Genomic DNA, 23,041 nt, shown 5'->3' with positions numbered 1-23,041 from the left:
CCTCCTCAGACAGCGATCCCGCGGGACCGGACGAGCCGCCCCCCGCGCCGGATCCGGCCCGGACTCCGCCCCGGCGCTCGCGCCTGCTTGCGGACCTCGCCGGACTCGTCCACCAGCGCGCCATGATCGAGCCCACCGCACCCGTCCTGGCCGTCACAGGCCTCGCCCGCGAGCGCCGCATGGCGGCGGGGGAGGGGGTCGAAGCCGTGGGGGCCGGCGGCAACCCGCACCGGCTCCGCCAGCTGCTCGAGGCCCGCGGCCAGCCCGGCTGCCGGGCGGTTGTCAGCTTCGGCATCGCCGGCGGCCTCGACCCGTCGCTCCGGCCCGGCGACGTCGTGGTCGGCACCGGCGTGGTCAGCGAGGAGGGGCGGCGCGCCGCCGATCTCGACCTCTCGGCCACGCTCCTCAACCTCCTGTCCGGCGTCGGAGCGCGGGTGATCCCGGCGGATCTGGCGGGGGTCGACACCGCGGTTCTCGCGGTCGACGGCAAGACCGATCTGCGGACCACCACCGGCGCCGCGGCCGTCGACATGGAATCGCACGTGGCCGCGTCCTTCGCGGGCCGGCACGGCCTGCCCTTCGCGGCCGTGCGGGTGATCTGCGATCCGGCCGATCAGGCCCTGCCGGCCTTCGCGGCCTCGGCGCTCACGCCGGACGGCGAACCCGACATCGCCGCCGTGTTCTTCGCCTTCGCGCGCGGCCGGGCACGCCTGGGAGACCTGATGCGCCTCGCCCGGGACTCGAACGCCGCCTTCGCGGCGCTGGGACGGTGCCGGGCGCGGCTCGGGCCGGGCCTCGGCATCCCGGTCCCGGGGCGCTGAGACGCGCAGACGCGGTGAGGCGGCCACGAAAAAGCGCCGGCCTGCACGGCCGGCGCGAGTCGGAGGTCACCACGAGACGGCGCGGGGCGGACCCCGCGCCGGGACAGACCGGCCTCAACCGGCCTTCTTGTTGAGCGAGACCGCCACGAACCGGGTCTGGCCCTTGCCGCTCTTCACCCGCATCAGCACGGCCTTGCGTCCGCTCGACTCGGCCGCCCGGATCTGCGTCGCCACGTCCGCCGGACGGGACACGCTCTGGCCGCCGACATCGAGGATCACGTCGCCCGCCTCGATACCCTTGGCGGCCGCCGGGCCGTCGGGATCGACCTGGACCACCGCGACGCCCTGATCCGACAGGCCGACATCGCCGGCCGGGGCGAGCTGCAGGCCGAGCCGCGGCTGGCCGTTGCCCGAGTCGTCGTCGCGGCTCGCCATCTTGGTGCCGTCGGTCGGCATCGTGCCCAGCGTCACCGTGGCGGTGTCGGTCTTGCCGCCGCGCAGGTAGCTCAGCTCGACCTTGGCGCCCGGCTTCAGGCCGGCGATCTTGCGCGACAGCTCGCGGGCGCTGTCCACCGTGTCGCCGTTGACCTTCTCGATCACGTCGCCCGCCTTCAGGCCGGCCTTGGCCGCCGGCGTACCGTTCTCGGCGTGGTCGACCAGGGCGCCCTTGGCCTTGTCGAGGCCCAGACCCTCGGCGATGTCCTGCGTCACGGGCTGGATCTGGACGCCCAGGTAGCCGCGGGCGACCTTGCCGTCGGTCCGGAGCTGGTCGACCACCGCCTGAACGGTCTCGGCCGGGATCGCGAAGGCGAGGCCGACGCTGCCGCCCGACGGGGACGCGATGGCGGTGTTCATGCCGACCACCTCGCCGTTGACGTTGAAGGTCGGGCCGCCCGAGTTGCCCTTGTTGATGGGCGCGTCGATCTGCAGGAAGTCGTCGTAGGGACCGGCGCCGATGTCGCGGCCGCGGGCCGAGACGATGCCGGCGGTCACGGTTCCGCCGAGGCCGAACGGGTTACCGATCGCCACCACCCAGTCGCCGACCTGCGGCGCGGCCTTGCCGAACTGGACGTACGGGAAGTTCGAGCCCTCGGTGATCTTCAGCAGAGCGACGTCCGTCTTGGAATCCTTGCCGATGACCTTCGCGTCGAGGGTGCGACCGTCGTCCAGCGTCACCTGCACGGTCTTGGCATGGTCGACCACGTGGTTGTTGGTGACCACGTAGCCGTCGGCCGAGATGATGAAGCCGGAACCGACCGCGCCGCGCGGGCCCTGATGCTGGGGCTGCATGCCGCCGGGACCGTTCTGGCCGAAGCGCTTGAAGAACTCGCGCAGCTGCGGCGGCACGTTCTGGAGGTTGCGGCCCTGGCTCGGGCCATCGTCGTCGTCGCTGCTCGCCGAGTCGTCGAGCTTCACCTTCACCGAGACCACGCCCGGCTTCACCTTGTTGACGATGCCGGCGAACGAACCCGGCGGGTGCTCGGGCGCCTCGATCGGCGACTTGGGCAGGGCCTGCGCGTAGGCCGGGGTCGCGGCCGGCAGATAGCCGCTGCCGATGGCACCGCCGGCGATCAGCGCGGCGGCCGCCACGGAGGCGAGGGCGCGGCGCGAGGTGCGGCCAGTGGGACGGGTCTCGGTCATGGGGGGGCTCAACCTCTCGGGACTGATCGGGACGACGCCGGCGGTCGCGGCCGTCGATGGGATCTGTCTAAGGGGCGGCGCCTGACCCGGGCGTGGCGATCAAATTACCGTTTGGACAGGTGGGCGAGCGGTCGCGGAGCCCCAGCGCGATCGCGGCGAGCGACCGAGATCGGAGAACCGACGCTCCGGCGCGGGCCGGGCCGGATCCAGGCTCGTGCTAACCAGCACCGCAGTTTCCGGGAGCCGATCTAAAATACCGCTGAGTTAGGCAGGCCGGCGTAAACTTGGCGCTGCTAGACCCGAGTGTGTAGGCAGAGGAATTGACGATGAAGGTGCTGTTAGCGGCCGCCATGATTTTCGGCTCGACTGTCGGCGCGCTGGCGGTCGAGTCGTACGCGGATTACCGTGATTACTTCGACGCGAAGCCTGTCGTCAGAAGTCGCGCGCCGTGCAGCGTTTCCGACAGGACGTACGGCGTCGACACGCGCCGCCCCGGCGACGAACGCGCCGCGAAATCGGCGGCCAACTTCCGGCCCGGCTACTGGAACCAGTCGGGCGGTTACGTGCCGCCGGACTATTCCCTGCATCCGCGGGGCGCGTCGCAGGACGGCTTCTGGACCCCGAACGACGCCGCTGCCGCCAGTTGGGGCGGGCCGCGGGCGTTCACCGGCACTCTCGGGACCCGCCGCTGAAGCGCGGCGGTTCCGTCCGGCGCCCGGGCGAGGCCCGGACGCGGCCTTGACGGACCGGGGCGCGCCCCGGACGGGCCCTCAGTCCCCGCTGAGCCGGACCAGAGCTTCCTCGATCTTCGCCAGCCGCGCCGACTCGGTCTCGCGACGCTCGCGGTTCTCCTCGATGATCTCTTCCGGCGCCCGGGCCACGAAGTCGGCGTTGCCGAGCTTCGCGTCGATCTTCTTGATCTCGCCCTGCGCCTTGCCCTGCTCCTTCTTCAGGCGCGCGACCTCGGCCGCGAGGTCGACCACGCCTACCAGCGGCAGCGCGGCGACGCTGCCGCGCACCAGGAGCTGGACCGAGTTCTTCGGTGGCGTCTCCGAGAAGGTGATCTCCGACAGCCGGGCGAGGCGCAGGAGCGTGTCGCGCCACGCCTCCACCCGCGCCCGGACCTCCGGCGCCGCGCCGACCATGACCAGCGGGATCTGCGCGCCGGCCGGGACATTGGTCTCGGACCGCGCCGAGCGGATCTGGCTGACGAGATCGACCACGAACCCGACCTCGGCTTCCGCGGCCGCGTCGGCGAGGCCGCCGAGGTCCGGCCAGGAGGCGAGGGTCAGCAGGCCGCGCTCCGGCAGGTCGGCGCCCTTGATCGCCCACAGCTCCTCCGTGAGGAACGGCATGAACGGGTGCAGCAGCTTGGCCACCTGATCGATCAGGAACGCCACGCTCGCCTGCGTCTCGGCCCGGATCGCGGGATCGACGCCCTCGCCCTGGAGCACCGGCTTGGCGAGCTCGAGATACCAGTCGCAGAAGATGTTCCAGACGAAGCGGTAGGCGGCCGCCGCCGCGTCGTTGAAGCGGAAGGCCTCGAGGGCGCCCGCGACCTCGTCGACCGCGCGGGCCGCCTCGGTGAGCGCCCAGCGGTTGATGGCGCCGGTGGCGGATCGCGGGTCGAAGGCCGGATCCAGGCGGCAGCCGTTCAGCTCGGCGAAGCGGGCGGCGTTCCAGAGCTTGGTCGCGAAGTTGCGGTAGCTCTGGACCCGGTCGGTGGACAGCTTGATGTCGCGGCCCTGGACGGCCAGGGCGCAGAGAGTGAAGCGCAGGACGTCGGCGCCGACCTGATCGATCAGCTCCAGCGGGTCGACGACGTTGCCCTTCGACTTCGACATCTTCGCGCCCGACGCGTCCCGCACCAGGGTGTGCAGGTAGACCGTGTCGAAGGGCGCCCGGTCGGTCAGGTGCAGGCCCATCATCATCATCCGGGCGACCCAGAAGAACAGGATGTCCTTGCCGGTCACCAGGGTGTTGGTCGGGTAGTAGCGGGCGAGTTCCGGGGTCGTGTCGGGCCAGCCCAGCGTCGAGAACGGCCAGAGCGCCGAGGAGAACCACGTGTCGAGGACGTCCTCGTCGCGGGTGAGCGCGACCCGTCGGCCGTGCTGCGCGCCGGCCGCGGCCTGCGCCTCGGCCTCGCTCTCGGCGACGAAGATGCCGCCCTCGTCGTCGTACCAGACCGGGATCTGGTGCCCCCACCAGAGCTGGCGCGAGATGCACCACGGCTCGATGTTGGTGAGCCACTGGAAGAAGATCTTCTCGTAATTCTCCGGCACGAACTTGGTCTGCCCGTCGCGCACCGCCTGCAGGGCGCGCTCCGCGAGCGGCTTGACGTTCACGTACCACTGGTCGGTCAGGTACGGCTCGATGACCACGCCCGAGCGGTCGCCGTGCGGGACCGCGTGGGTGTTCGGCTCGATCGCGCGCAGGCGCCCGCGCGCCTCCATCAGCGCCACCACCTCCTTGCGGGCCTGCGCCCGGTCCAGGCCGTGGAGCGCCAGGGCCTCCGGCTCGGGCGCGACGCCGTCGAGGAAGTCGGCGTTGCCGGCGAGCAGCATCCGGCCCTCGGGGTCGAGGACGTTGATCAGGCCGAGCCCGTGGCGGCGTCCGACGTCGAAGTCGTTGAAGTCGTGGGCGGGCGTGATCTTGACCGCGCCCGTGCCCTTCTCGGGATCCGAGTAGGTGTCGGCCACGATCGGGATCAGCCGCCCGACCAGCGGCAGGCGCACGCGCTGGCCGACGAGCGCGGTGTAGCGCGCGTCCTCGGGGTGGACCGCGATGCCGGTATCGCCCAGCATCGTCTCGGGCCGCGTGGTCGCCACCGTGACGACGGCGCCGGTCTCGTTGCCGGCCTCGTCCACCACCGGGTAGTCGAAGTGCCAGAGGTGGCCCCGGGTCTCGATCTGCTGGACCTCCAGGTCCGAGATCGCGGTCTGGAACTTCGGGTCCCAGTTCACCAGCCGCTTGTCGCGGTAGATCAGGCCCTGCCGGTGGAGGTCGACGAAGGTCTTGAGGACGGCCCGGCTCAGGCCCTCGTCCATGGTGAAGCGCTCGCGCGACCAGTCGCACGAGGCGCCCAGCCGCTTCAGCTGGTTGACGATCGCGCCGCCGGATTCCGCCTTCCAGGCCCAGACCTTCTCGACGAAGGCCGCGCGGCCGATCTCGCGGCGGCCGGGCTCCTGACGCTCCATCATCCGCCGCTCGACCACCATCTGGGTGGCGATACCGGCGTGGTCCGTCCCCGGCTGCCAGAGCACGTCCTTGCCGCGCATGCGCTCGAAGCGGCAGAGGATGTCCTGCAGCGTGTTGTTGAGGGCGTGGCCCATGTGCAGCGAGCCCGTCACGTTCGGCGGCGGGATCACGATGCAGTACGGCGGGGCCCCGGCGCGCTCGGGCCGGCCGGCACGGAAGGCGTCCGCATCGGCCCAGGCGGCGGAGATCCGCGCCTCGACGGAGGTGGGCTCGAAGGTCTTGTCCATCATCGCGGGTACGGGCCGGCGCTTGTCCAAACGGGGGGGTGCCCCGCTTTCGACCGTCACGCCGCTCCCGTCAACACGCGGACAGGCCCCCGCGGCCACCGCACCCCGGCCGCCGGCTCACCGGCCGCGCGAGACCCGCTCGATCTCGGCGCGCACGAGGCGCTCGACCACGGCCGGGAGGTTGTCGTCGAGCCACGACTTCAGCATCGGTCGGAGCATCTCCTTGACGAGATCCTCCAGGGTCCGGGCGTTCTGCGTCAGCACCGTATGGGCCAGCAGGTTGAACGCGCCGCTGACGCTGGCGTCGGTGGCGGGCGAGACCAGGGCCTCGGGCTCCGGCTCGGGCGCGCGGGCCGCCTGGAGCACGGGCTGCGGGGGCGGTGGGGGCGGCGGCTCCGGGACCGGTTCGGGCTCCGGCTCCGGTTCGGGCGCGGCCGTGACCGGGGCCTCGAAATCGATCGCGTCGAAGTCGAGCAGGTCGGGGGCCGGCTCGGGTTCCGGCTCCGGCTCGACGACGCGCGGGCGCGTCACCGGCTCGGCGACCTCCGCGAGGTCGAGCACGTCGTCGGGCTCCGGCGCGGGCGCGGGGACGTCGGCCGGCTTGGCGGCCTGATCGTCGGCGATGATCCTCCGGATCGACGCGAGGATCTCTTCCATCGAAGGCTCGTGCGCCTTATCGGCAGCCTTGTCCTGGAATTTCGAGTCCGGGATCTTGGGGCTTGCTGCACTCATCGGCAGGCGCACTCGGGCATGGGAGACTGGAAAGCGACCCGAACGGATCGATGTTCAATCAGTATTCCATGCCGTTTCATGGCGGCAAGCGCGCCCGCAACACACTCCCCGTGGAAAAGCCGTCAGCGGCCGTCCGGCGTGCGCAGACCGAACCAGAGATCCTTGACCTGATCGTAGTGGACCTTGGCGCTGTAGTATTCGACCGGCAGCGCCGTGAAGCGCGCGGTCAACTGTCCGATCGCCTGGACCACCCCGTAGGAGAAGATCACCCGGTCGCGCTGGGCGACGATGAGGCTCACGCGGGAGTTCAGCAGTTCCTGCTGCGCGTTGAGCACGTCGAGGGTCGTGCGCTGGCCGACGCGCGCTTCCTCGCGCACGCCGTTCAGCGCCACCTCGTTGGCCTGGACCTGGGCCTGGGCGGCGATCACCTGCGCCTTGGCGGCCTCGAGGCGACCCCAGAAATCGACGATCTGGGCGCGGACCTGGTCGCGGATCTGATCGACCTGGATCCGGGCCTGGCCGACCGTCTCCTTGGCCTGCCGGATCTGCGCGTAGGTCTGGCCGCCCTCGTAGATCGGGATCGAGAGCCGGCCGCCGACGAAGCCCACGAAGAAGCTCTGATTCGGGCCGTTCTGGTCGTAGAGCTGGCTGAGCGAGCCCTGCAGGCTGAGCTGCGGCGCGAGCTGACCCTCGAGGATCTTCACCTGGGCTTCGGACACATCGACGTTGTGGATGGCCGAGACAACCTGCGGATGTTCGCGCAGGCCGATGGCGATCGCCGAGTCGAGATTGCGGGGCACGAACCGGTCCAGCGGCCGACCCGGCGCGAGCTGGCGCGGTTCGACGCCGATATTCTGCCGGTAGACGCCGATGCTCGTGCGCAGGGTGGATTCGGCGGCGCTGACCTGAGAGCGCGCGCCGGCCAGCCGGGCCTCGGCCTGCGCGACGTCGGTCCGGGTCACCTCGCCGACGTTGAACCGGTCACGGGTCTGGCGGAGCTGCTCCTCCAGGACCTCGACGTTGTTCCGGTTCAGCTCGAGCGTCGCCGTGTTGCTGAGCACGTTCATGTACGCCTGGACGGCGTTGTAGAGGACGGTCAGCTCGGTGAAGCGCAGGGTCTCGCGCTGGCTGTAGACCTGCGACTCGGCGCGGCGGACCGTGTTGTCGGTCTGGAAGCCGTTGAAGATCGTCTGCGTGACGTTCAGGCTGGCGGAGCTCGGCAGGTACGTCGTGCGCGTTGTCCGGCTCGAGGTGATGACCTGGCTCGCGATGTCGGCCGTCGCGCCCGAGGACAGACCGCCGGCGCCCGTCGCGGCCCCGGTCGCGCTGGTGCCGGTGGTTCCGACGCCCGTGGTCGCGACACCGGTCGTCCCGACACCCGTGGTCGCGACGCCGGTGGTGCCGACGCCCGTCGTCGTTCCGGCGCCGGTACCCGCCGTCCCGAGGGAGGAGGCGGCGCTGGTTCCGGTCGTGCCGGCGGAGGCGACGGTGCTCGAGGAGCGCGTCTGCAGGTACTGGACGCCGATGGAGCCGTTGACGGTCACGGTCGGCCGGTAGCCGGACTGCGCGATCGCCACGCCCTCGTCGATGGCGCGCACCCCCGCGCGGCCGGCATTCAGGGTTGGATTGCCCTGATAGGCCTTCGACAGAGCGCTCTCCAGGGTCTCGGCGGACGCCGGCATGGCAGCCAGCATCGCCAGTCCGGACACCATCCCGGCCAGGCGGAATGTCGAGCAACTCGCTGGTGGACGTCGTGTCACGATGAACAAGCCCTTGCGGTCTCTTTCGGTCCGGATGTCCGAGACGAAAACGGCCAAGGTACGGCGTTTCGCTCGTCTCCGATCAAGCCCGCCCCACCGTCACGCTTAGCGCAAACCGGACGCTTTGGCTCGCCTCGACGCGGGCTCGGCGGCGGAATGTGCGGCGTTGGGGCTTTAAGGTGACACACCCCGCATACTCAGCGCGGCGCGCAGGCGTATTGAGTTGTCTAGTTTCATAATACGCTCCCCACAGAGACTATTGCCGACTTGCCGGGACGTGAGAATTCAGAGCTGGCGGATCGCCTCCGGCAGGGGAGGGCGGACCCGACAGCGACTTCCCGACGCCTCGGCGGCGCCGATCCTAACCTAGTACCGGTCCATCCCGCCGCCGCCGGCGTCGGGCTCCAGATCCAGCGGTCCCTCGGGAGCCGACTCGGGCTCGGGCGCGCGCCGGGCGCGCGCCGGCGGGCGCGGCTTGGGGACCGACCCGGTCATCGCGGCCGAGGGCTTCGGCTTCGATGCCGCGCTCGGGGGAGACGGCCTCTCGCGGGAGCCGGCAGGACCGGGTGGTCCGGCCGGGCCGGCCGGGCCCATGGCGCCCATCAGCCCCGGTGCTCCGGCGATGCCGGGGGGACCGCGCTCGCCCGGCGGACCCGGCGGTCCGGCGACGCCCTGTGCGCCGGCTGGACCCTGCGGGCCGGGCGGCCCCATCGCGCCCCGCTCGCCGGCAGGCCCGGCTTCGCCACGCGGGCCCGTCTCGCCGCGCGGTCCGGCCGGTCCGGCGAGCCCGGGCGCCTGCGGCCCCTGCTGGCCGCACTCGCCGACCACGATGCTGCGGGTCTGCTTCGGTGTCCGGAGCGTCGCGATGCAGGTGGCCGGATGGTAGACGACGCGGAACTCGAAATAGCCGCGGCTGTCGGTCCGGTGCGGGAACTGGCCGTCGAGCGTGATCTCCACCCCCGGATCGTCGGCGTAGCCGATGATCCAGAGATCGCCGCCGGTGATCTTGGCGGCCTCGATGCGCATGTCCCCGGCGTGAGCCGGCACAGCGCAGGCGGCCGAAAGGGCCAGCATCGAACACAGCGCCCAGCGCTCGCGCCCCAGGCGCTTGGCAGATCTCATGGCAGGTCACACAGTCTTTTCGACGGTCAGAATGCCATAGCCCGCAAACTAAGCAATAAATTGCGGAGAAAGTTGGATGTGGAAAAACGCGGCCGGTCGACCGCCGTAATCCGAAATGGGTATTCGAAGGGCGCGCGGCGGGGCCTGTAGCGTGGCCCGGGCGGGACCGGATCGGGCGTGCGTGGACCGGGCCGGCTCGAGGCGTGGTGCGCGTCGATACGCCGGCCGGCGCCTCGCGAGCGCACCGGGTCCGCAGTCGGACACGGGGTGGAGGGTTCAGCCGTGGACGACAACGACCCGCCCTGGGACACGGACCCACTCTGGTACGACCGGACGGAGTCGGTGACGCCGCCGGGGGCCATCCTCGAGGCCCTCGCTTGGCTGTTCCTGCTGGCGATCGCCGGCTGCGCGGCGCTGGTGTGGCTCTACGGGATGCCCGACCGGCTGTGGCGCGCGGCGGCGCGCCGCCTCATGCGCCGCAATCCGGCGGATGCCGAGCGCTTCTGAGCGCGGGCCCGGCCTCTCCGCGTGCCGGCTCCGGTTCAGGCCGCGGCGACGCGCGTGCCGAGAAGGGTGGCTTCCAGAGCCTCAACCGGCATCGGGCGGCCGAGATGGTAGCCCTGCAGGAACGGGCAGCCCATCGCCTGCAGGATGTTGAGGTCCTCGGCCGACTCGACACCCTCCGCCACGACGTCGAGGCCGAGCAGACGGCCGAGGCCGAGGACGGCGAGGACGAGACCGCGCTTGTCGTCGCTCGCACCGAGGCCGGTGACGAAGCTCCGGTCGATCTTGATCCGGTCCGCTTTGAGCTGCCGCAGCGAGGAGAGCGACGAGTAGCCGATCCCGAAATCGTCGAGGGCGACCCGGATGCCGGCGCGGGACAGCGCCTGCAGCTTTCCCTGCACGGCGCCGATGTCGAGGGCCGTCTCCTCGGTGATCTCGATCTCCAGCATGGTGGGCGGCAGGCCGAGGAGGCCCAGGCGCTCGATGACGATCTCGTCGACCGGCACCTGCGCCATCTCCCGGGGTGAGACGTTCATCGCCACGCGCACGCCGCCCAGGCCGCGGCGATGCAGGATCTCCAGCATCGCGCAGACCTGCTCCAGGATGTATCGGAGCAGCGATTCGGTCAGGCCGGCCATCGCGGCGGCGGCGATCAGGTCCGGGGGTGCGATCCAGCCGAGCCGCGGGTGCTGCCAGCGGATCAGGGCTTCCAGACCGACCAGGGTCCGGCCGTCGGCCGCGTAGATCGGCTGGAACCAGACCTTCGGTGCGTTCTCGACCAGGGCCTGGGAGAGGTCGCGCTCCAGGTCCCGCCGCATCTGAAGCCCTTCGCGCAGGCCCGAATCGAACACCCGGTAGCGGTTCCGCCCGGCGGCCTTCGCGGCGTACAGCGCCTCGTCGGCGCAGCTCAGCATCTCGGTCAGACTGGGTTCCGCGCTGGCGTGGACGCCGATGCTGACCCCGAGGCGGCCCGCGTCGAAGCCGTCGAACGGCTGCGACACCGCGGTGATCAGATTCGCCGCCATGACGTCGTCGGGCACGCCCGATGTCACGGGATCGTACAGCACGGCGAACTCGTCGCCGCCCAGCCGGGCCGCGAGCCCGTTCTCCGGTAGCGCGTCCTTCAGCCGGCGCGCCACCTCGACGAGGACCCGATCCCCCGCCTTGTGGCCGTAGACGTCGTTGACGAACTTGAACCCGTCGAGGTCGAGCATCAGCAGGCTGAGATGACCGGTGCGCGGTCGGTTCTCCGTGGCCTGGAGGAAGCCCGCGCGGTTCAGCAGGCCGGTGAGGTCGTCGTGCGTGGCGCGCCACCGCATCTCGTCGACGAGGGCGCTGGCGCTGGCATGGGCCTCGGCGCGGGACCGGGCGAGGGCGTGGGCCTCGTTCTTGAGCCGGCTCGCCTCGCGAAACACCGCCTCGCTCCGGAACGCCGTGTGGGTCAGGGCGAGGAAGTAGAGCAGGACGCAGGCCGCGAGGCAGTTCCGGTCGAAGTCGCCGGCATAGGCGAGGCAGGCGACGACGGACAGCAGCGGCAGGGCGATGAAGGCGAGGGGAATGCGCGCGTACGCGATGCCGTGCGTCACCGCCCCCGCGGTCACGCCGCAGGTGATCGTGAGATAGAACAGGGTCTCGGCGGTGGTGTAACCGTCGCACAGGAGCGGCTGGAAGGCCCAGACCAGTCCGGAGAGGAACGCCGCGACCGTGCAGGTGCGCAGGTGCCGGTCGACGGAGCGCGCGGCGGCCGTGGCCAGGCTCGGCGTCACGTCGGCGGTCAGCGCGAGGCCGAGGCAGGGGATACGGCAGAGCGCGATTCGCAGGAGATTGACGCTGGTCGAGGCCGCGAACCAGACGGCGCCGACGGTGCCGTGTCCACTCCGGTAGGCGACCAGGACGCTCGCGAGGCCGAGCAGCATGTTGACCGGGATCGCCGCCAGCACGCTCCCGCGCATGGCTTCCAGCTGGTCCCGCCGGATCAGCGCGTTCCACCTCGGATCCGCAGGATGGAGAGAATCACCGGAGCCGGGTGAACCCGGCTCGGATCTCTCCTGCTCCCAAACGATCATCGCATGTCCACTCGAAGGTGAGGGACTCATGGCACCGAATCGTAAGATATCGTTGAACGATCAATGCTCGCCGCGCACGATCCCGCGCTTTTCGCGCGCCGCGCGGGCAGGGACGACGGGTCGCAAGGCATTCCGGCCGCGCCCGCGCGCACCATATCGGGGCCCGGGCCGCTGCCGGGCCCCGGATCGTCCATGGCCCTGACCCGCGACCTGCTCGATATCCGGACGATCTATCACGAGCCCGCCGTCGGCGACTTCCCGCTGGGCCGGGACATCCTGGCGCGCTTCCCCGACGCCGCGCGCATCGTCGTGCCGTCGCACTGGAACATCCCGGAACTCCACGGCAATGCGGGCTCGGTGGAGGATTGGGTGCGGATCAAGCGCTCGACGCTGGTCCTCGGCGTGAAGAAGGGCCTCGCCATGCGCCCCAACGGCCGCAGCGCCCACTTCATCGCGCCCTCGACCTCCAACGGCTGCGCGATGGCCTGCGCCTACTGCTACGTGCCGCGCCGCAAGGGCTTCTCCAACCCGATCTCGCTGTTCGTGAACGTCGAGCAGGCCTGCGCGGCGATCGCCCGGCATGCCGGGCGCCAGGGGCGCCTGCCGGAGCCGGATTCGATCGACCCGGAGCACTGGGTCTACGATATCGGCGAGAACGGCGACCTCTCGGTGGACGCCGCGGTGAGCGACGGTGCGCGCGCCCTGGTCGCGCTGTTCCGCACCCTGCACAACGCCAAGGCCTCCTTCGCCACCAAGGCCGTCAACCGCGACCTCCTCGCCTACGATCCGCAGGGCAAGACGCGCATCCGCTTCTCGCTCATGCCGGCGCGGATCGCCCGGATCGTCGACGTGCGCACCGCCCCGATCGCCGAGCGGATCGCCGCCATCGACGAGTTCGTGGCCGCCGGCTACGAGGTCCACGCCAATTTCTCGCCCGTGATCCTCTACGAGGGCTGGGAGGCGGACTGGCGGGCGCTGTTCGCCGAGATCGACGCGACGCTGTCCGACGCCGCCAAGGCGCAGCTCAAGTGCGAGATCATCATGCTGACCCACAACGCGGATCTCCATGCGGTCAATCTCGGCTGGCACCCGAAGGCCGAGGACCTGCTCTGGCGGCCGGACATCCAGGAGGCCAAGGTCTCGGAGGGCGGGGGCGCCAACCTGCGCTACCGGTCCGGCTGGAAGGGCCGGTGGCTCGCCCGGTTCAAGGCCCTGCTCGCCGAGACGATGCCCTACTGCACGGTGCGCTACGCGTTCTGAGCGCGGAGGGCTGAACTTCCGGCCACCCGCGGCGTTGGCGCGCCAGCGCAGGAGAGTTCAGCCATGCCGACGCACGAGGACCATATCCGCGAGGCGGTCGACCTCGCCGCGGCGAATGTCGAGGCGGGCGGCGCCCCATACGGCGCGGTGATCGTGCGGGACGGTGCCGTCCTGGTCCGCGCCGCCAACACCGTGCACGCGACCAACGATCCGAGCGCCCACGCCGAGATGGTGGCGCTGCGCGAGGCCAGCCGGGTGCTCGGCCGCCGCGACCTCGGTGACTGCGTGATGTACGCGAGCGGCCGCCCGTGCCCGATGTGCCACGCAGCGATGCGGCTCGCCGGCTTCCGGGAGGGCTATTTCGCCTACTCGGCCGAGGAGGCCGAGACATACAGCGCCGGCGGCGCGACGATCTACGCCGAGCTCTGCCAGCCCCTCGACGCGCAGCCCATGCGGGTCACGCAGCTCCGGCCCCCGGGCGATTCGCCCTACCCGGCGTGGAAGGCGCGCCGCGAGGCCTGACGCGGCGGCGACGGCCTCAATGGGTCCAGGGGGCGGTGCGGTTGAATTTGAAATTGTCCGAATACGACAGGCCCTTGCGCTGAACGGGCTTGGCCGGCTGCTCGACGCGGAACGCGATCCCCTCGCGCTTCGCGTAGGCCACGGCCTCCTCCTCGGTGTCGAATTCCAGGCGCACCTGCTGGAGCATGTCCGAGGATCCGTTCCACCCCATCAGCGGATCGATCTCGCGCGGGCTGGTCCGGTCGAACTCCAGGATCCACTGCTTGGTCCGGGCGAGGCCCGACTGCGTGGCATCCCGAGACGGACGGAAGATGCGGGCGCTCGGCATCTGACTCGACAAGCTCCTGATCGAATGGTCGGGGCGATAGGATTCGAACCTACGACCCCCTGGTCCCAAACCAGGTGCGCTACCAGACTGCGCCACACCCCGACTGCCACACGGCCTCAATGCCGTAGCGGTTCCGCCGTTTCCCCGCAAGGCGCGGCGCGGGCTGGCCCTGCCGGGAGCCGCTGTCCGCGCGAAGGGCGCGGCCCGCCGAACTTGTCAGACAAATTCCGGGGCGTTAGCGTCCGTGGGGGGCGAGGGCCGGCCCTCCCCGCCGTCGAACCGGCGCCTGCCATCACTGGGGGGTGGAGGATGGTGCGCTCGGATCGCCGTGCCGGGCGGCTCCGGTCCTCGTCGCCGCGGCGCTGGACCGTGCCGGCGCGGCGGGCCTTGCCGGTCCGCGTCGAAACGGTGACGATCGCCGCGAGTGACAGGGATTTGCCCGTGTGGACACCGAGCCCGCGCTACCCCGACCCGGCGGTCGAGATCCTCGACGCCGCCTTCGCCCGCTACCGGGTGTTCAACGCGGCCGTCGAGCGGCTGGCAACCGGCTTCCGCTGGTGCGAGGGGCCGGTCTGGTTCGGCGACGGGCGCTACCTGCTCTGGAGCGACATCCCGAACGACCGCATCCTGCGCTGGGACGAGGAGAGCGGGGCGGTCGGCCTCTACCGGAGGCCGTCGGGCTTCGCCAACGGCAACACCCGCGACCGGCAGGGTCGGCTCGTCACCTGCGAGCACGGGGGCCGTCGGGTCACCCGGACCGAGCATGACGGCGCGATCACCGTCCTGGCGGACACGTTCGAGGGCCGCCGGCTCAACTCCCCCAACGACGTGGTGACCGCCGCCGACGGCGCGGTCTGGTTCACCGATCCCCCCTTCGGCATCGGCGGCTTCTACGAGGGCGTGCGCGCCGAGCCCGAACTGCCGCAGAACGTCTACCGGCTCGACCCGGTCACCGGCGCGCTCGAGGCCGTGGCCACCGACCTCGCAGGCCCCAACGGCCTGTGCTTCTCGCCCGACGGCCGCGTGCTCTATCTCGTGGAATCGCGCGGGCAGCCGACCCGGCGGATCGTCGCCTACGACGTGGTCGCCGGCCGCGCGCTCCGGGACCGGCGGGTCCTGATCGATGCCGGGCCGGGCACGCCGGACGGTCTGCGCTGCGACGTCGACGGCAATCTCTGGTGCGGGTGGGGCATGGGCGACGACGCCCTGGACGGCGTCATGGTGTTCAACCCCGACGGCCGGCCGATCGGCCGCATCCGCCTGCCGGAGCGCTGCGCCAACCTCTGCTTCGGCGGCCGACACCGCAACCGGCTGTTCATGGCGGCGAGCCAGTCGCTCTACGCCGTCCACGTCGACGTCCAGGGCTGCGCGGGCGGATGAGGCCGGGATGCCCGGCGCATGGTGCGCCGCCGGCGTCGTGCTTGACCGGAGCGGCGCGCCGACCCACTTCCCGTCCGCCGGGGGCATTGCGGGACACCAGCCGATGATCGAACTCCACTACTGGCCGACGCCGAACGGCCATAAGGTCACGATGTTTCTCGAAGAAGCGGGCGTTCCCTACCGCATTCATCCTGTCAATATTGGCAAGGGTGAGCAGTTCAACCCGGATTTCCTCAAGATCGCGCCCAACAACCGGATGCCGGCGATCGTGGACGACGAGCCGGCGGGCGGCGGCGCGCCGGTCACGCTGTTCGAGTCGGGGGCGATCCTGCTCTACCTCGCCGAGAAGACGGGGCGCTTCATCCCGAGCGACCCGCGCGGCCGGGCCGAGGTGCTGCAGTGGCTGTTCTGGCAGATGGGCGGCCTCGGCCCGATGCTCGGTCAGAACCACCACTTCTCGCAGTACGCGCCGGAGAAGATCGACTACGCGATCAAGCGCTACGTCAACGAGACCAACCGCCTCTACGGCGTCCTCGACCGGCGGCTGGCCGACCGCGCCTACGTCGCGGGGCCGGACTACTCAATCGCCGACATGGCCTGCTATCCCTGGATCGTGCCGTGGGAGAAGCAGGGGCAGGATCTCGACGAACACCCGCACCTGAAGCGCTGGTTCACGGCGATCGCCGAGCGGCCTGCCACCAAGGTGGCCTATGCCCGCGCCCCGGAGGTCAATCCCGACTACGGCAAGACCATGAGCGAGGACGCCAAGAAGGTGATGTTCGGCCAGACCGCCTCCAATACCAAGCGCTGACCGGACCATGACCGAGAGCCTGCCCGCCCTGCCGCTGGAGGTGATCCACCGCGGCTGGAACACCTTCGGCATCGCCACGCTGACGCTTCAGGATGGCAGCACCGTGCGGCGGGCGCTGGAGGATCACGGGCAGGCGACCTGCGTGCTGCCCTACGATCCCGAGCGGCGCGTGGCGCTGCTCGTCCGGCAGGCCCGGGTCGGGCCCGCCTTCTGGGGCGAGTCCGCCGAGTTCGACGAGGCTCCGGCGGGCGGCCTCGACGGGGACGCGCCCGAGGCGACTGCGATCCGCGAGGCGATGGAGGAGGCCGGCGTCCGGCTCACCCGGCTGGAGCCGGTCGCCCACGCCTACAGCATGCCGAGCGTGTCCTCCGAGCGCCTCTGGCTCTACCTCGCGCCCTACGGTGCGGCCGACCGGGTCGGCCCCGGCGGCGGCCTGCACGCGGAGGGCGAGCAGGTGCTGGTGATGGAGGTGCCGCTGGCCGCTCTGGCGGATCAGGCCCGGGCCGGACGCCTGCCCGACCTCAAGACCCTGGTCCTCGTCCAGGCCCTGATGCTCCGAAGCCCCGAGCTGTTCGCCGCATGACCCTCTCGCCCACCGCACCCGCGCCGGATGTCCTCGCGGCGATGCTCGCCTTCGCCGAGGAGGCGGCCCCGCTGGCCCTCGCCCTGCGGGCGGGCGGCCTCGCGATGAGCAACAAGGGTCCGGATCTCGGCCAGGCCCTGACCGAGGCCGACCTCGCCGTCAGCCGGCTGATGCACGCGCGGCTGGGCCCCGACCTGATCGAGGAGGAGACCGCCGAGGATCTCGGACAGGCGTCGGCCCGGGCGCTGCTCGCCCGCGACGCCTGGACCTTCGTGGGCGACCCGATCGACGGGACCCGGCCTTTCGCGGGCGGCCTGTCGGGCTGGGGCGTGATGGTGGCGGCCTGCCGCGGTGGCTGGCCCCGCGCCTGCGTCATGAGCCTGCCGGCCTGGAACGAAGACCGCTCCGCACCGGCCGGGAGCGTGCCGGCGGAGGCCACGGAGGGTCTGCTGCTGGCGGCGAGCGAGGGCCGCGCCTACTGGGCCCCGACCCGCGGCGGCCGCATGACGGCGGCGCTGCGCCCGCTCGAGCGCCCGGAGCGCCGGACCGGCCATGTCGGCTGGCTGTCGGTCACGGCGCAGCGCTACACCTTGGATTACGGCCGCGGCTGGTTCCCCTGGAGCGAGGGCGGAGCGATCTCGGACGCCGCGCTCCTGGCCACCGGGCGCCTCGACGCGACCCTGAGCAACAACCGATTGTGGGACCTGGGCCCGATCCTCCCGCTGTTCGAGGCGCTGGGCTTCCGCCTGTTCCTCTGGCCCGACCTCGGGGATCCGCCGGCGGCCTTCGTGGACCTGTTCGACGCCGAGCTGTCGGCCCACGACGATCTCTGGCTGGTGTGCCGGGACCGCGCGCAGGCCGCCGATCTGGCGACGGCCATCCGCCGTGCCTAGGACAGCGTGGGGGATGGCCGTCGATCGGGCGGTCCCGGATCGCGGGACGGTCCGGGCCCGGTCTCAGAGCGTCGCGATCAGCGACCGGATCCGTGCCTGCGATGCCTTGAGCCCATCCTCCGCCTGGGCCCTCGCAGCATCCAGCTTCGCCAGCTCGTCCTCCTGCGCACCCATGCGGGTGAGGTAGCGCCGCGCCAGCTCGCTGTCCTTCGGAACGGCGCCGAGATTGCTGCGGATGCGCTCCTGCTCCGCCTGAACCTTCGCCGCGCGCTCGCCGATCTCCTCGACGGTCCGGGTCGCCGCGCCGACCTCGGCGCGGGCCTGGGAGAGGGTCTTGAGCTTGCCGCCCAGCTCCGGGTCGGTCGCCAGGGAGGCCCACCGGACGAGCAGCGCCGCGTCGGCGTCGACGAGGTCGTAGGAGTCGATCCGGACGCGCTCGAGCACGGCCCGGGTCTCGGCCGTCCCGCCGGCCGGAACCGCGACCTTGAGGCGATAGGCCGTGGGGGTCTCGCTGTCGCGGGCGGACGCGGTGAGGGTCCAGCCATCCCGTCGGGGATGCTCGATGATGACCGAGCGGGCGGCGTCCGGCGCGCCCTTGATCGTGTAGGTCGTGACCTCCCGGGCGATCACCGTCGCGCGCGCCACGCCGTCGACCACCGTGATCTTGGTCAGGGCCTCGCTCGGCGCGGTCTCCGCCTGGACGGCGACCTTGCGGTCCAGGGCGAAGCTGGCGAGCCGCTGCTCGCCGACGGGCGTCGCGGGCAGGCGGGCGTCTCCCAGGTAGCCGGCCCTGCGGTCGTAGAGGGTGATGAGGCCCGCCGGAAGGGTCGCGCCGGAGCTGTTGCGGATCCGGAGGGCCGCGATCGGATGGACCCCCTGGCCCGGCTTCCAGAGGGCGACCCGCTCGGCCTCGATCTCGGTGTCGAGGAACGGCACCGACAGCGTGCCGCCGGCGCGCAGATCGACCGGATGCGGCAGCGTGAAGTTCGCCGCGACATCCCCCTCGCTGGCGGCGGCGCCCACGGTGGCGGCCGCGGCGTCGTAGCTCGGTTCCGCGGCCTCCATGCGGCTGTCGTGGGTGTCCATCCGCGCCATCGGTGCCGGAAGCGGCGCGGCGGCGGCGGCCGGGGCGCGCAGGCGCGCGACCGACTTCGGCGCGACCGTGCCCGGGTCGAGGTCCGGCATGCCGACATCCTCGACCATCACCGGCGCCTCCGGCCTCTTGCGCCAGTAGCGCCGGTGCAGGCGCTGGAGGAGCGCCACCGGCGACCCCGACGAGAGCGTGACGTCGACGCCCGTCCAGTCGGTGCCGAGGGCATTCTCGATGATGGCCCAGGCCTGAAGGTTCGCGCGTCCGCCGCCGCCGTCCACGATGCGGTAGCTCGTCTTCCAGACGGGCGCGGCGACGACGTAGGTCAACCGGACCTCGCGCTGGCCACGCCCCGAGACGTCGACCTCGACCCGGTGGGCGTCGCCGGCCTTGGCCCTGCCGGATGCCGCGACCGCCTCGGCGATCTTGGCCGCCACGGCCGGGTCCTGGATCGTCACGGAGGCGCCGTCCTCGATCGGCACGGATTCGAGCGTGCCCGCCCCGGTCAGCACGGTCAGGATCGCGACCTCGCCGGTCTCGGTCCCGGCATTCCGCTCGGACACGCCGAGCACTCGCCCCTCGAGCGCGCGCCCGCCGCTCTGCACCCGGACCGGGACGCCCTGCAGCTTGCCCACGAGGCGTGCCGGCGCGGACAGGTCGTCCGCGGTGAACGGCATCGTCCGCAGGGTCTCGTCCGCCTGATCCACCCCGTCCAGACGCAGGGCGCCGACGGTCCCGACGGGATCGCGCACGACGAGGCTCTTGAGGATGTCGTCGATCTGCTCGGGCCGGACGCTGAGCCCGATCGTCGCGTCGCCGTCCACCGGATGGAGCTGGGTGACCTCGGCGAGGCCGCCGCTCGACAGGGTGACGGCGCGGATACCCCCCGGGGACGCCGCCATCAGGGGCGGCGCGGCCGCGATCATGCACAGCAGAACACCGGCCCACACGACATGAGACGTCACCAAATCGTCTGCCTCCCGTTCGAGCGCCGTTCGCCGCGGCCTGCGCGGACGTAATGGCGGATTCGGGCCGCCGGCCGCGACCCGGCAGCGCGAGCGCCTCGCCTGAGCCGCCCGGGGCGGTGGATCGCCTCGGGCCGCGATGGCGCGACGCCAGGATTCTCCGTCGCGTCGGCCCTGTCCAGTCGACTAGCTCATCGCCCGCTCACACCGCCGGCCCGACCCCGGGCGCGGAAAAAAAGGGGCGGCGCGCCGTCGCGTGGCGCGCCGCCCCGGCCGTGGGCCTCAGGAGCGATCAGTTCAGCGTCGCGTTGACCGGCCTGCGCTCGGCCCCGACCGTCACGTCGCCGATCATCAGGCCCATCGGGCCGAGCCGGACCGGCACCGTCTCGCCGTCGTGGACCTTGCCGGAGAGCACCAGCTCGGCCAGCGGATCCTGGACGTTCTTCTGGATCACCCGCTTGAGCGGCCGCGCCCCGTAGGCCGGGTCGTAGCCCTTGTCGGCGAGCCAGTTCTTGGCCTCCTCGTCGACCTCCAGGGTGATCTTGCGATCGTCCAGGAGCTTCTGCAGGCGCCCGAGCTGGATCTCGACGATCGCGCCCATCTCCGACCGCGCGAGGCGGTGGAACAGGATGATCTCGTCGACTCGGTTCAGGAATTCCGGCCGGAAGTGACCCCGGACCACGCCCATCACCTCCTCGCGGACCGCGTCGGTGTCCTGGCCCGCGGGCTGGTTCACCAAGTACTCGGCCCCGAGGTTCGAGGTCATGATCAGAAGCGTGTTGCGGAAGTCGACCGTCCGCCCCTGGCCGTCGGTGAGCCGCCCGTCGTCGAGAACCTGCAGCAGGACGTTGAACACGTCCGGATGCGCCTTCTCGACCTCGTCGAACAGCACGACCTGATAGGGCCGCCGCCGCACGGCCTCGGTGAGGGCGCCGCCCTCCTCGTAGCCGACATAGCCCGGAGGCGCGCCGATCAGCCGGGCGACCGCGTGCTTCTCCATGTACTCGGACATGTCGATGCGCACGAGCGCCGTGTCGTCGTCGAACAGGAAGCCGGCGAGGGCCTTGGTCAGCTCGGTCTTGCCGACGCCCGTCGGGCCCAGGAACATGAACGAGCCGATCGGCCGGTTCGGATCCTGCAGCCCGGCGCGGGCGCGCCGGACCGCGGTCGAGACCGCCTCCACCGCCTCGCGCTGGCCGACGACGCGCTTGGCGAGCGCGTCCTCCATGGCCAGCAGCTTCTCGCGCTCGCCCTCCAGCATCTTGTCGACCGGCACGCCGGTCCAGCGGGAGACGACGCCCGCGACGTGGGCGGGCGTGACCGCCTCCTCCATCATCGCGTCGCGGCCGTTCTCGGCCTTCGCCTCGATCTCGGCGAGCTGCTTCTCGAGGCCCGGGATCACCCCGTAGGCGAGCTCGCCCGCACGCTGGTACTGGCCCTGGCGCTGCGCCGCGGCGAGGTCGTTGCGGGCCTCGTCGAGCTTCTTCTTGAGGCCGGCGGCCGTCCCGAGCTTGTCCTTCTCGGCCTTCCAGCGGGCGGTGATCGCCGCCGAGCGCTCCTCCAGGTCGCCGAGCTCCTTCTCAAGCCGGACCAGCCGGTCGCGGGAGGCGGAATCGGTCTCCTTCTTGAGCGCCTCGCCCTCGATCTTCAGCCGCACGATCTCGCGGTCGATGTTGTCGAGCTCCTCGGGCTTCGAATCGACCTGCATGCGCAGGCGCGAGCCGGCCTCGTCGACGAGGTCGATCGCCTTGTCGGGCAGGAAGCGGTCGGTGATGTAGCGGTTCGAGAGCATCGCGGCCGCGACCAGGGCGGAATCCTGGATGCGCACGCCGTGGTGCTGCTCGTACTTCTCCTTGAGGCCGCGCAGGATCGAGACCGTGTCCTCCACGGTCGGCTCCGACACGAAGACCGGCTGGAAGCGCCGGGCGAGCGCCGCGTCCTTCTCGACGTGCTTGCGGTACTCGTCGAGCGTGGTCGCGCCGACGCAGTGCAGCTCGCCGCGGGCGAGGGCGGGCTTGAGCAGGTTCGAGGCGTCCATGGCCCCGTCCGCCTTCCCGGCGCCGACGAGCGTGTGCATCTCGTCGATGAACAGGATGATGCCGCCCTCGGCCGCTGTGACCTCGGAGAGCACGCCCTTCAGCCGCTCCTCGAACTCGCCACGGTACTTCGCACCGGCGATCAGCGCGCCCATGTCGAGAGCCAGCAGGCTCTTGTCCCGCAGGGACTCGGGCACGTCGCCGTTGACGATGCGCAGGGCCAGACCCTCGACGATCGCGGTCTTGCCGACGCCGGGCTCGCCGATGAGGACCGGGTTGTTCTTGGTCCGCCGGGACAGGACCTGGATGGTCCGCCGGATCTCCTCGTCGCGGCCGATGACCGGGTCGAGCTTGCCGTCCCGGGCGGCCTCGGTGAGGTCGCGGGCATACTTCTTCAGCGCGTCGTAGGCGTTCTCGGCCGAGGCGTTGTCGGCGGTGCGGCCCTTGCGCAGCGCGTTGATCGCGGCGTTGAGCGAGGCCGGGGTGACACCCGCCGCCTGGAGCGCGCGGCCGGCCTCGGAATCTTTCTCGACGGCGAGGGCAAGGAGCAGCCGCTCCACCGTCACGTAGGAATCGCCCGCCTTCTCGGCGGCCTTCTCGGCGGTGTCGAACAGGCGCATCAGCTCGCGCGTCGCCTGCGGGGCGGACGCGTTGCCGGACACCTTCGGCTGCTTGGCGAGCCACTGCTCGGTCTGAGCGAGCGCCACCCGGGACTGGCCGCCCGCGCGGTCGATCAGGCCGGCGCAGAGGCCCTCCGGATCGTCGAGCAGCACCTTGAGCAGGTGGCCCGGCTGAAGCTGGGGATGTCCCTCGCGCATCGCGAGGTTCTGAGCCGCCTGCACGAAGCCGCGGGCGCGCTCGGTGTACTTTTCGAAGTTCATGCACAACCCTCCCGTACCGGCATCCGCCGCCCGATGAGAGGCGCGGCGCCACCGAAACGTCGCCCTCCGGCTATCCGCCGCGCGAGGGCCCCGGCGCCGTGGTGGCCGCCGGTAGACCCGATGTGGTGTTGCAATTGAGCACCACAAGGGGCGGCGAAGCT

Annotated in this window: 18 protein-coding genes and 1 tRNA gene; 9 read left to right on the top strand and 10 right to left on the bottom strand. The window is 71.5% G+C overall.

Annotation, left to right across the window (positions count from 1 at the left end):
* Positions 1-122 precede the first annotated feature (122 nt).
* Complete coding sequence (locus tag ACLBXO_RS13060; RefSeq protein ID WP_447685629.1) at positions 123-821, top strand: phosphorylase; 699 nt, start codon at positions 123-125, stop codon at positions 819-821.
* Positions 822-935: 114 nt separating this feature from the next.
* Here the strand turns inward: ACLBXO_RS13060 and ACLBXO_RS13055 are convergent, their stop codons facing one another.
* Positions 936-2,462 carry a Do family serine endopeptidase gene (locus ACLBXO_RS13055; RefSeq protein ID WP_331312833.1) on the bottom strand — a complete coding sequence of 509 codons (1,527 nt, stop codon included), beginning with the start codon at positions 2,460-2,462 and terminating at the stop codon, positions 936-938.
* A gap of 326 nt (positions 2,463-2,788) precedes the next feature.
* On the opposite strand from ACLBXO_RS13055, the gene ACLBXO_RS13050 reads away from it, so the two are divergent.
* A complete protein-coding gene (locus tag ACLBXO_RS13050) occupies positions 2,789-3,154 on the top strand; it encodes a hypothetical protein (protein WP_331312832.1) in 366 nt (121 codons plus the stop codon).
* A 78-nt stretch (positions 3,155-3,232) separates the two neighbouring features.
* On the opposite strand, the gene ACLBXO_RS13045 is transcribed toward ACLBXO_RS13050, so the two are convergent.
* The 4 genes from ACLBXO_RS13045 to ACLBXO_RS13030 all read right to left on the bottom strand — a co-directional run bounded on the left by ACLBXO_RS13045 (position 3,233) and on the right by ACLBXO_RS13030 (position 9,561).
* Complete coding sequence (locus ACLBXO_RS13045) at positions 3,233-5,950, bottom strand: valine--tRNA ligase (RefSeq protein ID WP_447685628.1); 2,718 nt, start codon at positions 5,948-5,950, stop codon at positions 3,233-3,235.
* 114 nt (positions 5,951-6,064) lie between these two features.
* On the bottom strand, positions 6,065-6,604 hold the full coding sequence (locus tag ACLBXO_RS13040) for a PopZ family protein (protein ID WP_447685627.1): 540 nt from the start codon (positions 6,602-6,604) through the stop codon (positions 6,065-6,067).
* A 197-nt stretch (positions 6,605-6,801) separates the two neighbouring features.
* On the bottom strand, positions 6,802-8,391 hold the full coding sequence (locus tag ACLBXO_RS13035; protein WP_331312829.1) for a TolC family outer membrane protein: 1,590 nt from the start codon (positions 8,389-8,391) through the stop codon (positions 6,802-6,804).
* Positions 8,392-8,805: 414 nt separating this feature from the next.
* Complete coding sequence (locus ACLBXO_RS13030; protein ID WP_447685626.1) at positions 8,806-9,561, bottom strand: collagen-like protein; 756 nt, start codon at positions 9,559-9,561, stop codon at positions 8,806-8,808.
* Positions 9,562-9,843: 282 nt separating this feature from the next.
* Between ACLBXO_RS13030 and ACLBXO_RS13025 the strand changes: the two genes are divergently transcribed.
* Entirely contained in the window at positions 9,844-10,068 is a 225-nt protein-coding gene (locus tag ACLBXO_RS13025; protein ID WP_331312827.1) for a hypothetical protein, read from the top strand.
* A 35-nt stretch (positions 10,069-10,103) separates the two neighbouring features.
* Here the strand turns inward: ACLBXO_RS13025 and ACLBXO_RS13020 are convergent, their stop codons facing one another.
* Complete coding sequence (locus ACLBXO_RS13020) at positions 10,104-12,017, bottom strand: putative bifunctional diguanylate cyclase/phosphodiesterase (protein WP_447685625.1); 1,914 nt, start codon at positions 12,015-12,017, stop codon at positions 10,104-10,106.
* 306 nt (positions 12,018-12,323) lie between these two features.
* Here ACLBXO_RS13020 and ACLBXO_RS13015 point away from each other — a divergent pair, with 306 nt between their 5' ends.
* Positions 12,324-13,391: a spore photoproduct lyase family protein gene (locus ACLBXO_RS13015; protein WP_447685624.1), complete on the top strand. Its 1,068-nt coding sequence runs from the start codon at positions 12,324-12,326 to the stop codon at positions 13,389-13,391.
* Between the two features lie 63 nt (positions 13,392-13,454).
* Positions 13,455-13,913, top strand: coding sequence for a nucleoside deaminase (locus ACLBXO_RS13010; RefSeq protein WP_447685623.1), 459 nt, complete (start codon positions 13,455-13,457; stop codon positions 13,911-13,913).
* Positions 13,914-13,929: 16 nt separating this feature from the next.
* On the opposite strand, the gene ACLBXO_RS13005 is transcribed toward ACLBXO_RS13010, so the two are convergent.
* The gene (locus ACLBXO_RS13005) at positions 13,930-14,241 is read right to left on the bottom strand and encodes an ETC complex I subunit (RefSeq protein WP_331293510.1); all 312 of its coding nucleotides are present in this window, start codon (positions 14,239-14,241) and stop codon (positions 13,930-13,932) included.
* A 25-nt stretch (positions 14,242-14,266) separates the two neighbouring features.
* Positions 14,267-14,343, bottom strand: a tRNA-Pro gene (locus ACLBXO_RS13000).
* Between the two features lie 339 nt (positions 14,344-14,682).
* On the opposite strand from ACLBXO_RS13000, the gene ACLBXO_RS12995 reads away from it, so the two are divergent.
* The 4 genes from ACLBXO_RS12995 (at position 14,683) to ACLBXO_RS12980 (ending at position 17,908) form a co-directional block, all read left to right on the top strand.
* Positions 14,683-15,621 carry an SMP-30/gluconolactonase/LRE family protein gene (locus ACLBXO_RS12995; RefSeq protein WP_447685622.1) on the top strand — a complete coding sequence of 313 codons (939 nt, stop codon included), beginning with the start codon at positions 14,683-14,685 and terminating at the stop codon, positions 15,619-15,621.
* A 103-nt stretch (positions 15,622-15,724) separates the two neighbouring features.
* The gene (locus ACLBXO_RS12990; RefSeq protein ID WP_447685621.1) at positions 15,725-16,432 is read left to right on the top strand and encodes a glutathione S-transferase N-terminal domain-containing protein; all 708 of its coding nucleotides are present in this window, start codon (positions 15,725-15,727) and stop codon (positions 16,430-16,432) included.
* A gap of 7 nt (positions 16,433-16,439) precedes the next feature.
* Positions 16,440-17,015: an NUDIX hydrolase gene (locus tag ACLBXO_RS12985; RefSeq protein ID WP_331312821.1), complete on the top strand. Its 576-nt coding sequence runs from the start codon at positions 16,440-16,442 to the stop codon at positions 17,013-17,015.
* Positions 17,012-17,908 carry an inositol monophosphatase family protein gene (locus tag ACLBXO_RS12980; RefSeq protein ID WP_447685620.1) on the top strand — a complete coding sequence of 299 codons (897 nt, stop codon included), beginning with the start codon at positions 17,012-17,014 and terminating at the stop codon, positions 17,906-17,908. Before ACLBXO_RS12985 ends, ACLBXO_RS12980 begins: the two co-directional genes overlap by 4 nt.
* 63 nt (positions 17,909-17,971) lie before the next feature.
* Here ACLBXO_RS12980 and ACLBXO_RS12975 read toward each other — a convergent pair whose 3' ends face one another.
* Positions 17,972-19,963, bottom strand: a complete 1,992-nt coding sequence (locus tag ACLBXO_RS12975) for a DUF4139 domain-containing protein (protein WP_447685619.1) — start codon at positions 19,961-19,963, stop codon at positions 17,972-17,974.
* A 292-nt stretch (positions 19,964-20,255) separates the two neighbouring features.
* Positions 20,256-22,880, bottom strand: a complete 2,625-nt coding sequence (gene clpB / locus ACLBXO_RS12970) for an ATP-dependent chaperone ClpB (RefSeq protein WP_447685618.1) — start codon at positions 22,878-22,880, stop codon at positions 20,256-20,258.
* Positions 22,881-23,041 lie beyond the last annotated feature (161 nt).

Source organism: Methylobacterium sp. C33D, assembly GCF_053345825.1.
This window is presented reverse-complemented; position numbering and strand designations above follow the sequence as displayed.

Bases quoted from the DNA above. Each gene is read 5' to 3' on its own strand.
- ACLBXO_RS13030 (WP_447685626.1), bottom strand. From the start codon at position 9,561: ATGAGATCTGCCAAGCGCCTGGGGCGCGAGCGCTGGGCGCTGTGTTCG.
- ACLBXO_RS13035 (WP_331312829.1), bottom strand. From the start codon at position 8,391: ATGGTGTCCGGACTGGCGATGCTGGCTGCCATGCCGGCGTCCGCCGAG.
- ACLBXO_RS12985 (WP_331312821.1), top strand. From the start codon at position 16,440: ATGACCGAGAGCCTGCCCGCCCTGCCGCTGGAGGTGATCCACCGCGGC.
- ACLBXO_RS13060 (WP_447685629.1), top strand. From the start codon at position 123: ATGATCGAGCCCACCGCACCCGTCCTGGCCGTCACAGGCCTCGCCCGC.
- ACLBXO_RS13040 (WP_447685627.1), bottom strand. From the start codon at position 6,604: ATGGAAGAGATCCTCGCGTCGATCCGGAGGATCATCGCCGACGATCAG.
- ACLBXO_RS13045 (WP_447685628.1), bottom strand. From the start codon at position 5,950: ATGATGGACAAGACCTTCGAGCCCACCTCCGTCGAGGCGCGGATCTCC.
- ACLBXO_RS13050 (WP_331312832.1), top strand. From the start codon at position 2,789: ATGAAGGTGCTGTTAGCGGCCGCCATGATTTTCGGCTCGACTGTCGGC.
- clpB (WP_447685618.1), bottom strand. From the start codon at position 22,880: ATGAACTTCGAAAAGTACACCGAGCGCGCCCGCGGCTTCGTGCAGGCG.
- ACLBXO_RS12980 (WP_447685620.1), top strand. From the start codon at position 17,012: ATGACCCTCTCGCCCACCGCACCCGCGCCGGATGTCCTCGCGGCGATG.
- ACLBXO_RS13020 (WP_447685625.1), bottom strand. From the start codon at position 12,017: ATGCGCGGGAGCGTGCTGGCGGCGATCCCGGTCAACATGCTGCTCGGC.
- ACLBXO_RS12990 (WP_447685621.1), top strand. From the start codon at position 15,725: ATGATCGAACTCCACTACTGGCCGACGCCGAACGGCCATAAGGTCACG.
- ACLBXO_RS13005 (WP_331293510.1), bottom strand. From the start codon at position 14,241: ATGCCGAGCGCCCGCATCTTCCGTCCGTCTCGGGATGCCACGCAGTCG.
- ACLBXO_RS13055 (WP_331312833.1), bottom strand. From the start codon at position 2,462: ATGACCGAGACCCGTCCCACTGGCCGCACCTCGCGCCGCGCCCTCGCC.
- ACLBXO_RS13010 (WP_447685623.1), top strand. From the start codon at position 13,455: ATGCCGACGCACGAGGACCATATCCGCGAGGCGGTCGACCTCGCCGCG.
- ACLBXO_RS13015 (WP_447685624.1), top strand. From the start codon at position 12,324: ATGGCCCTGACCCGCGACCTGCTCGATATCCGGACGATCTATCACGAG.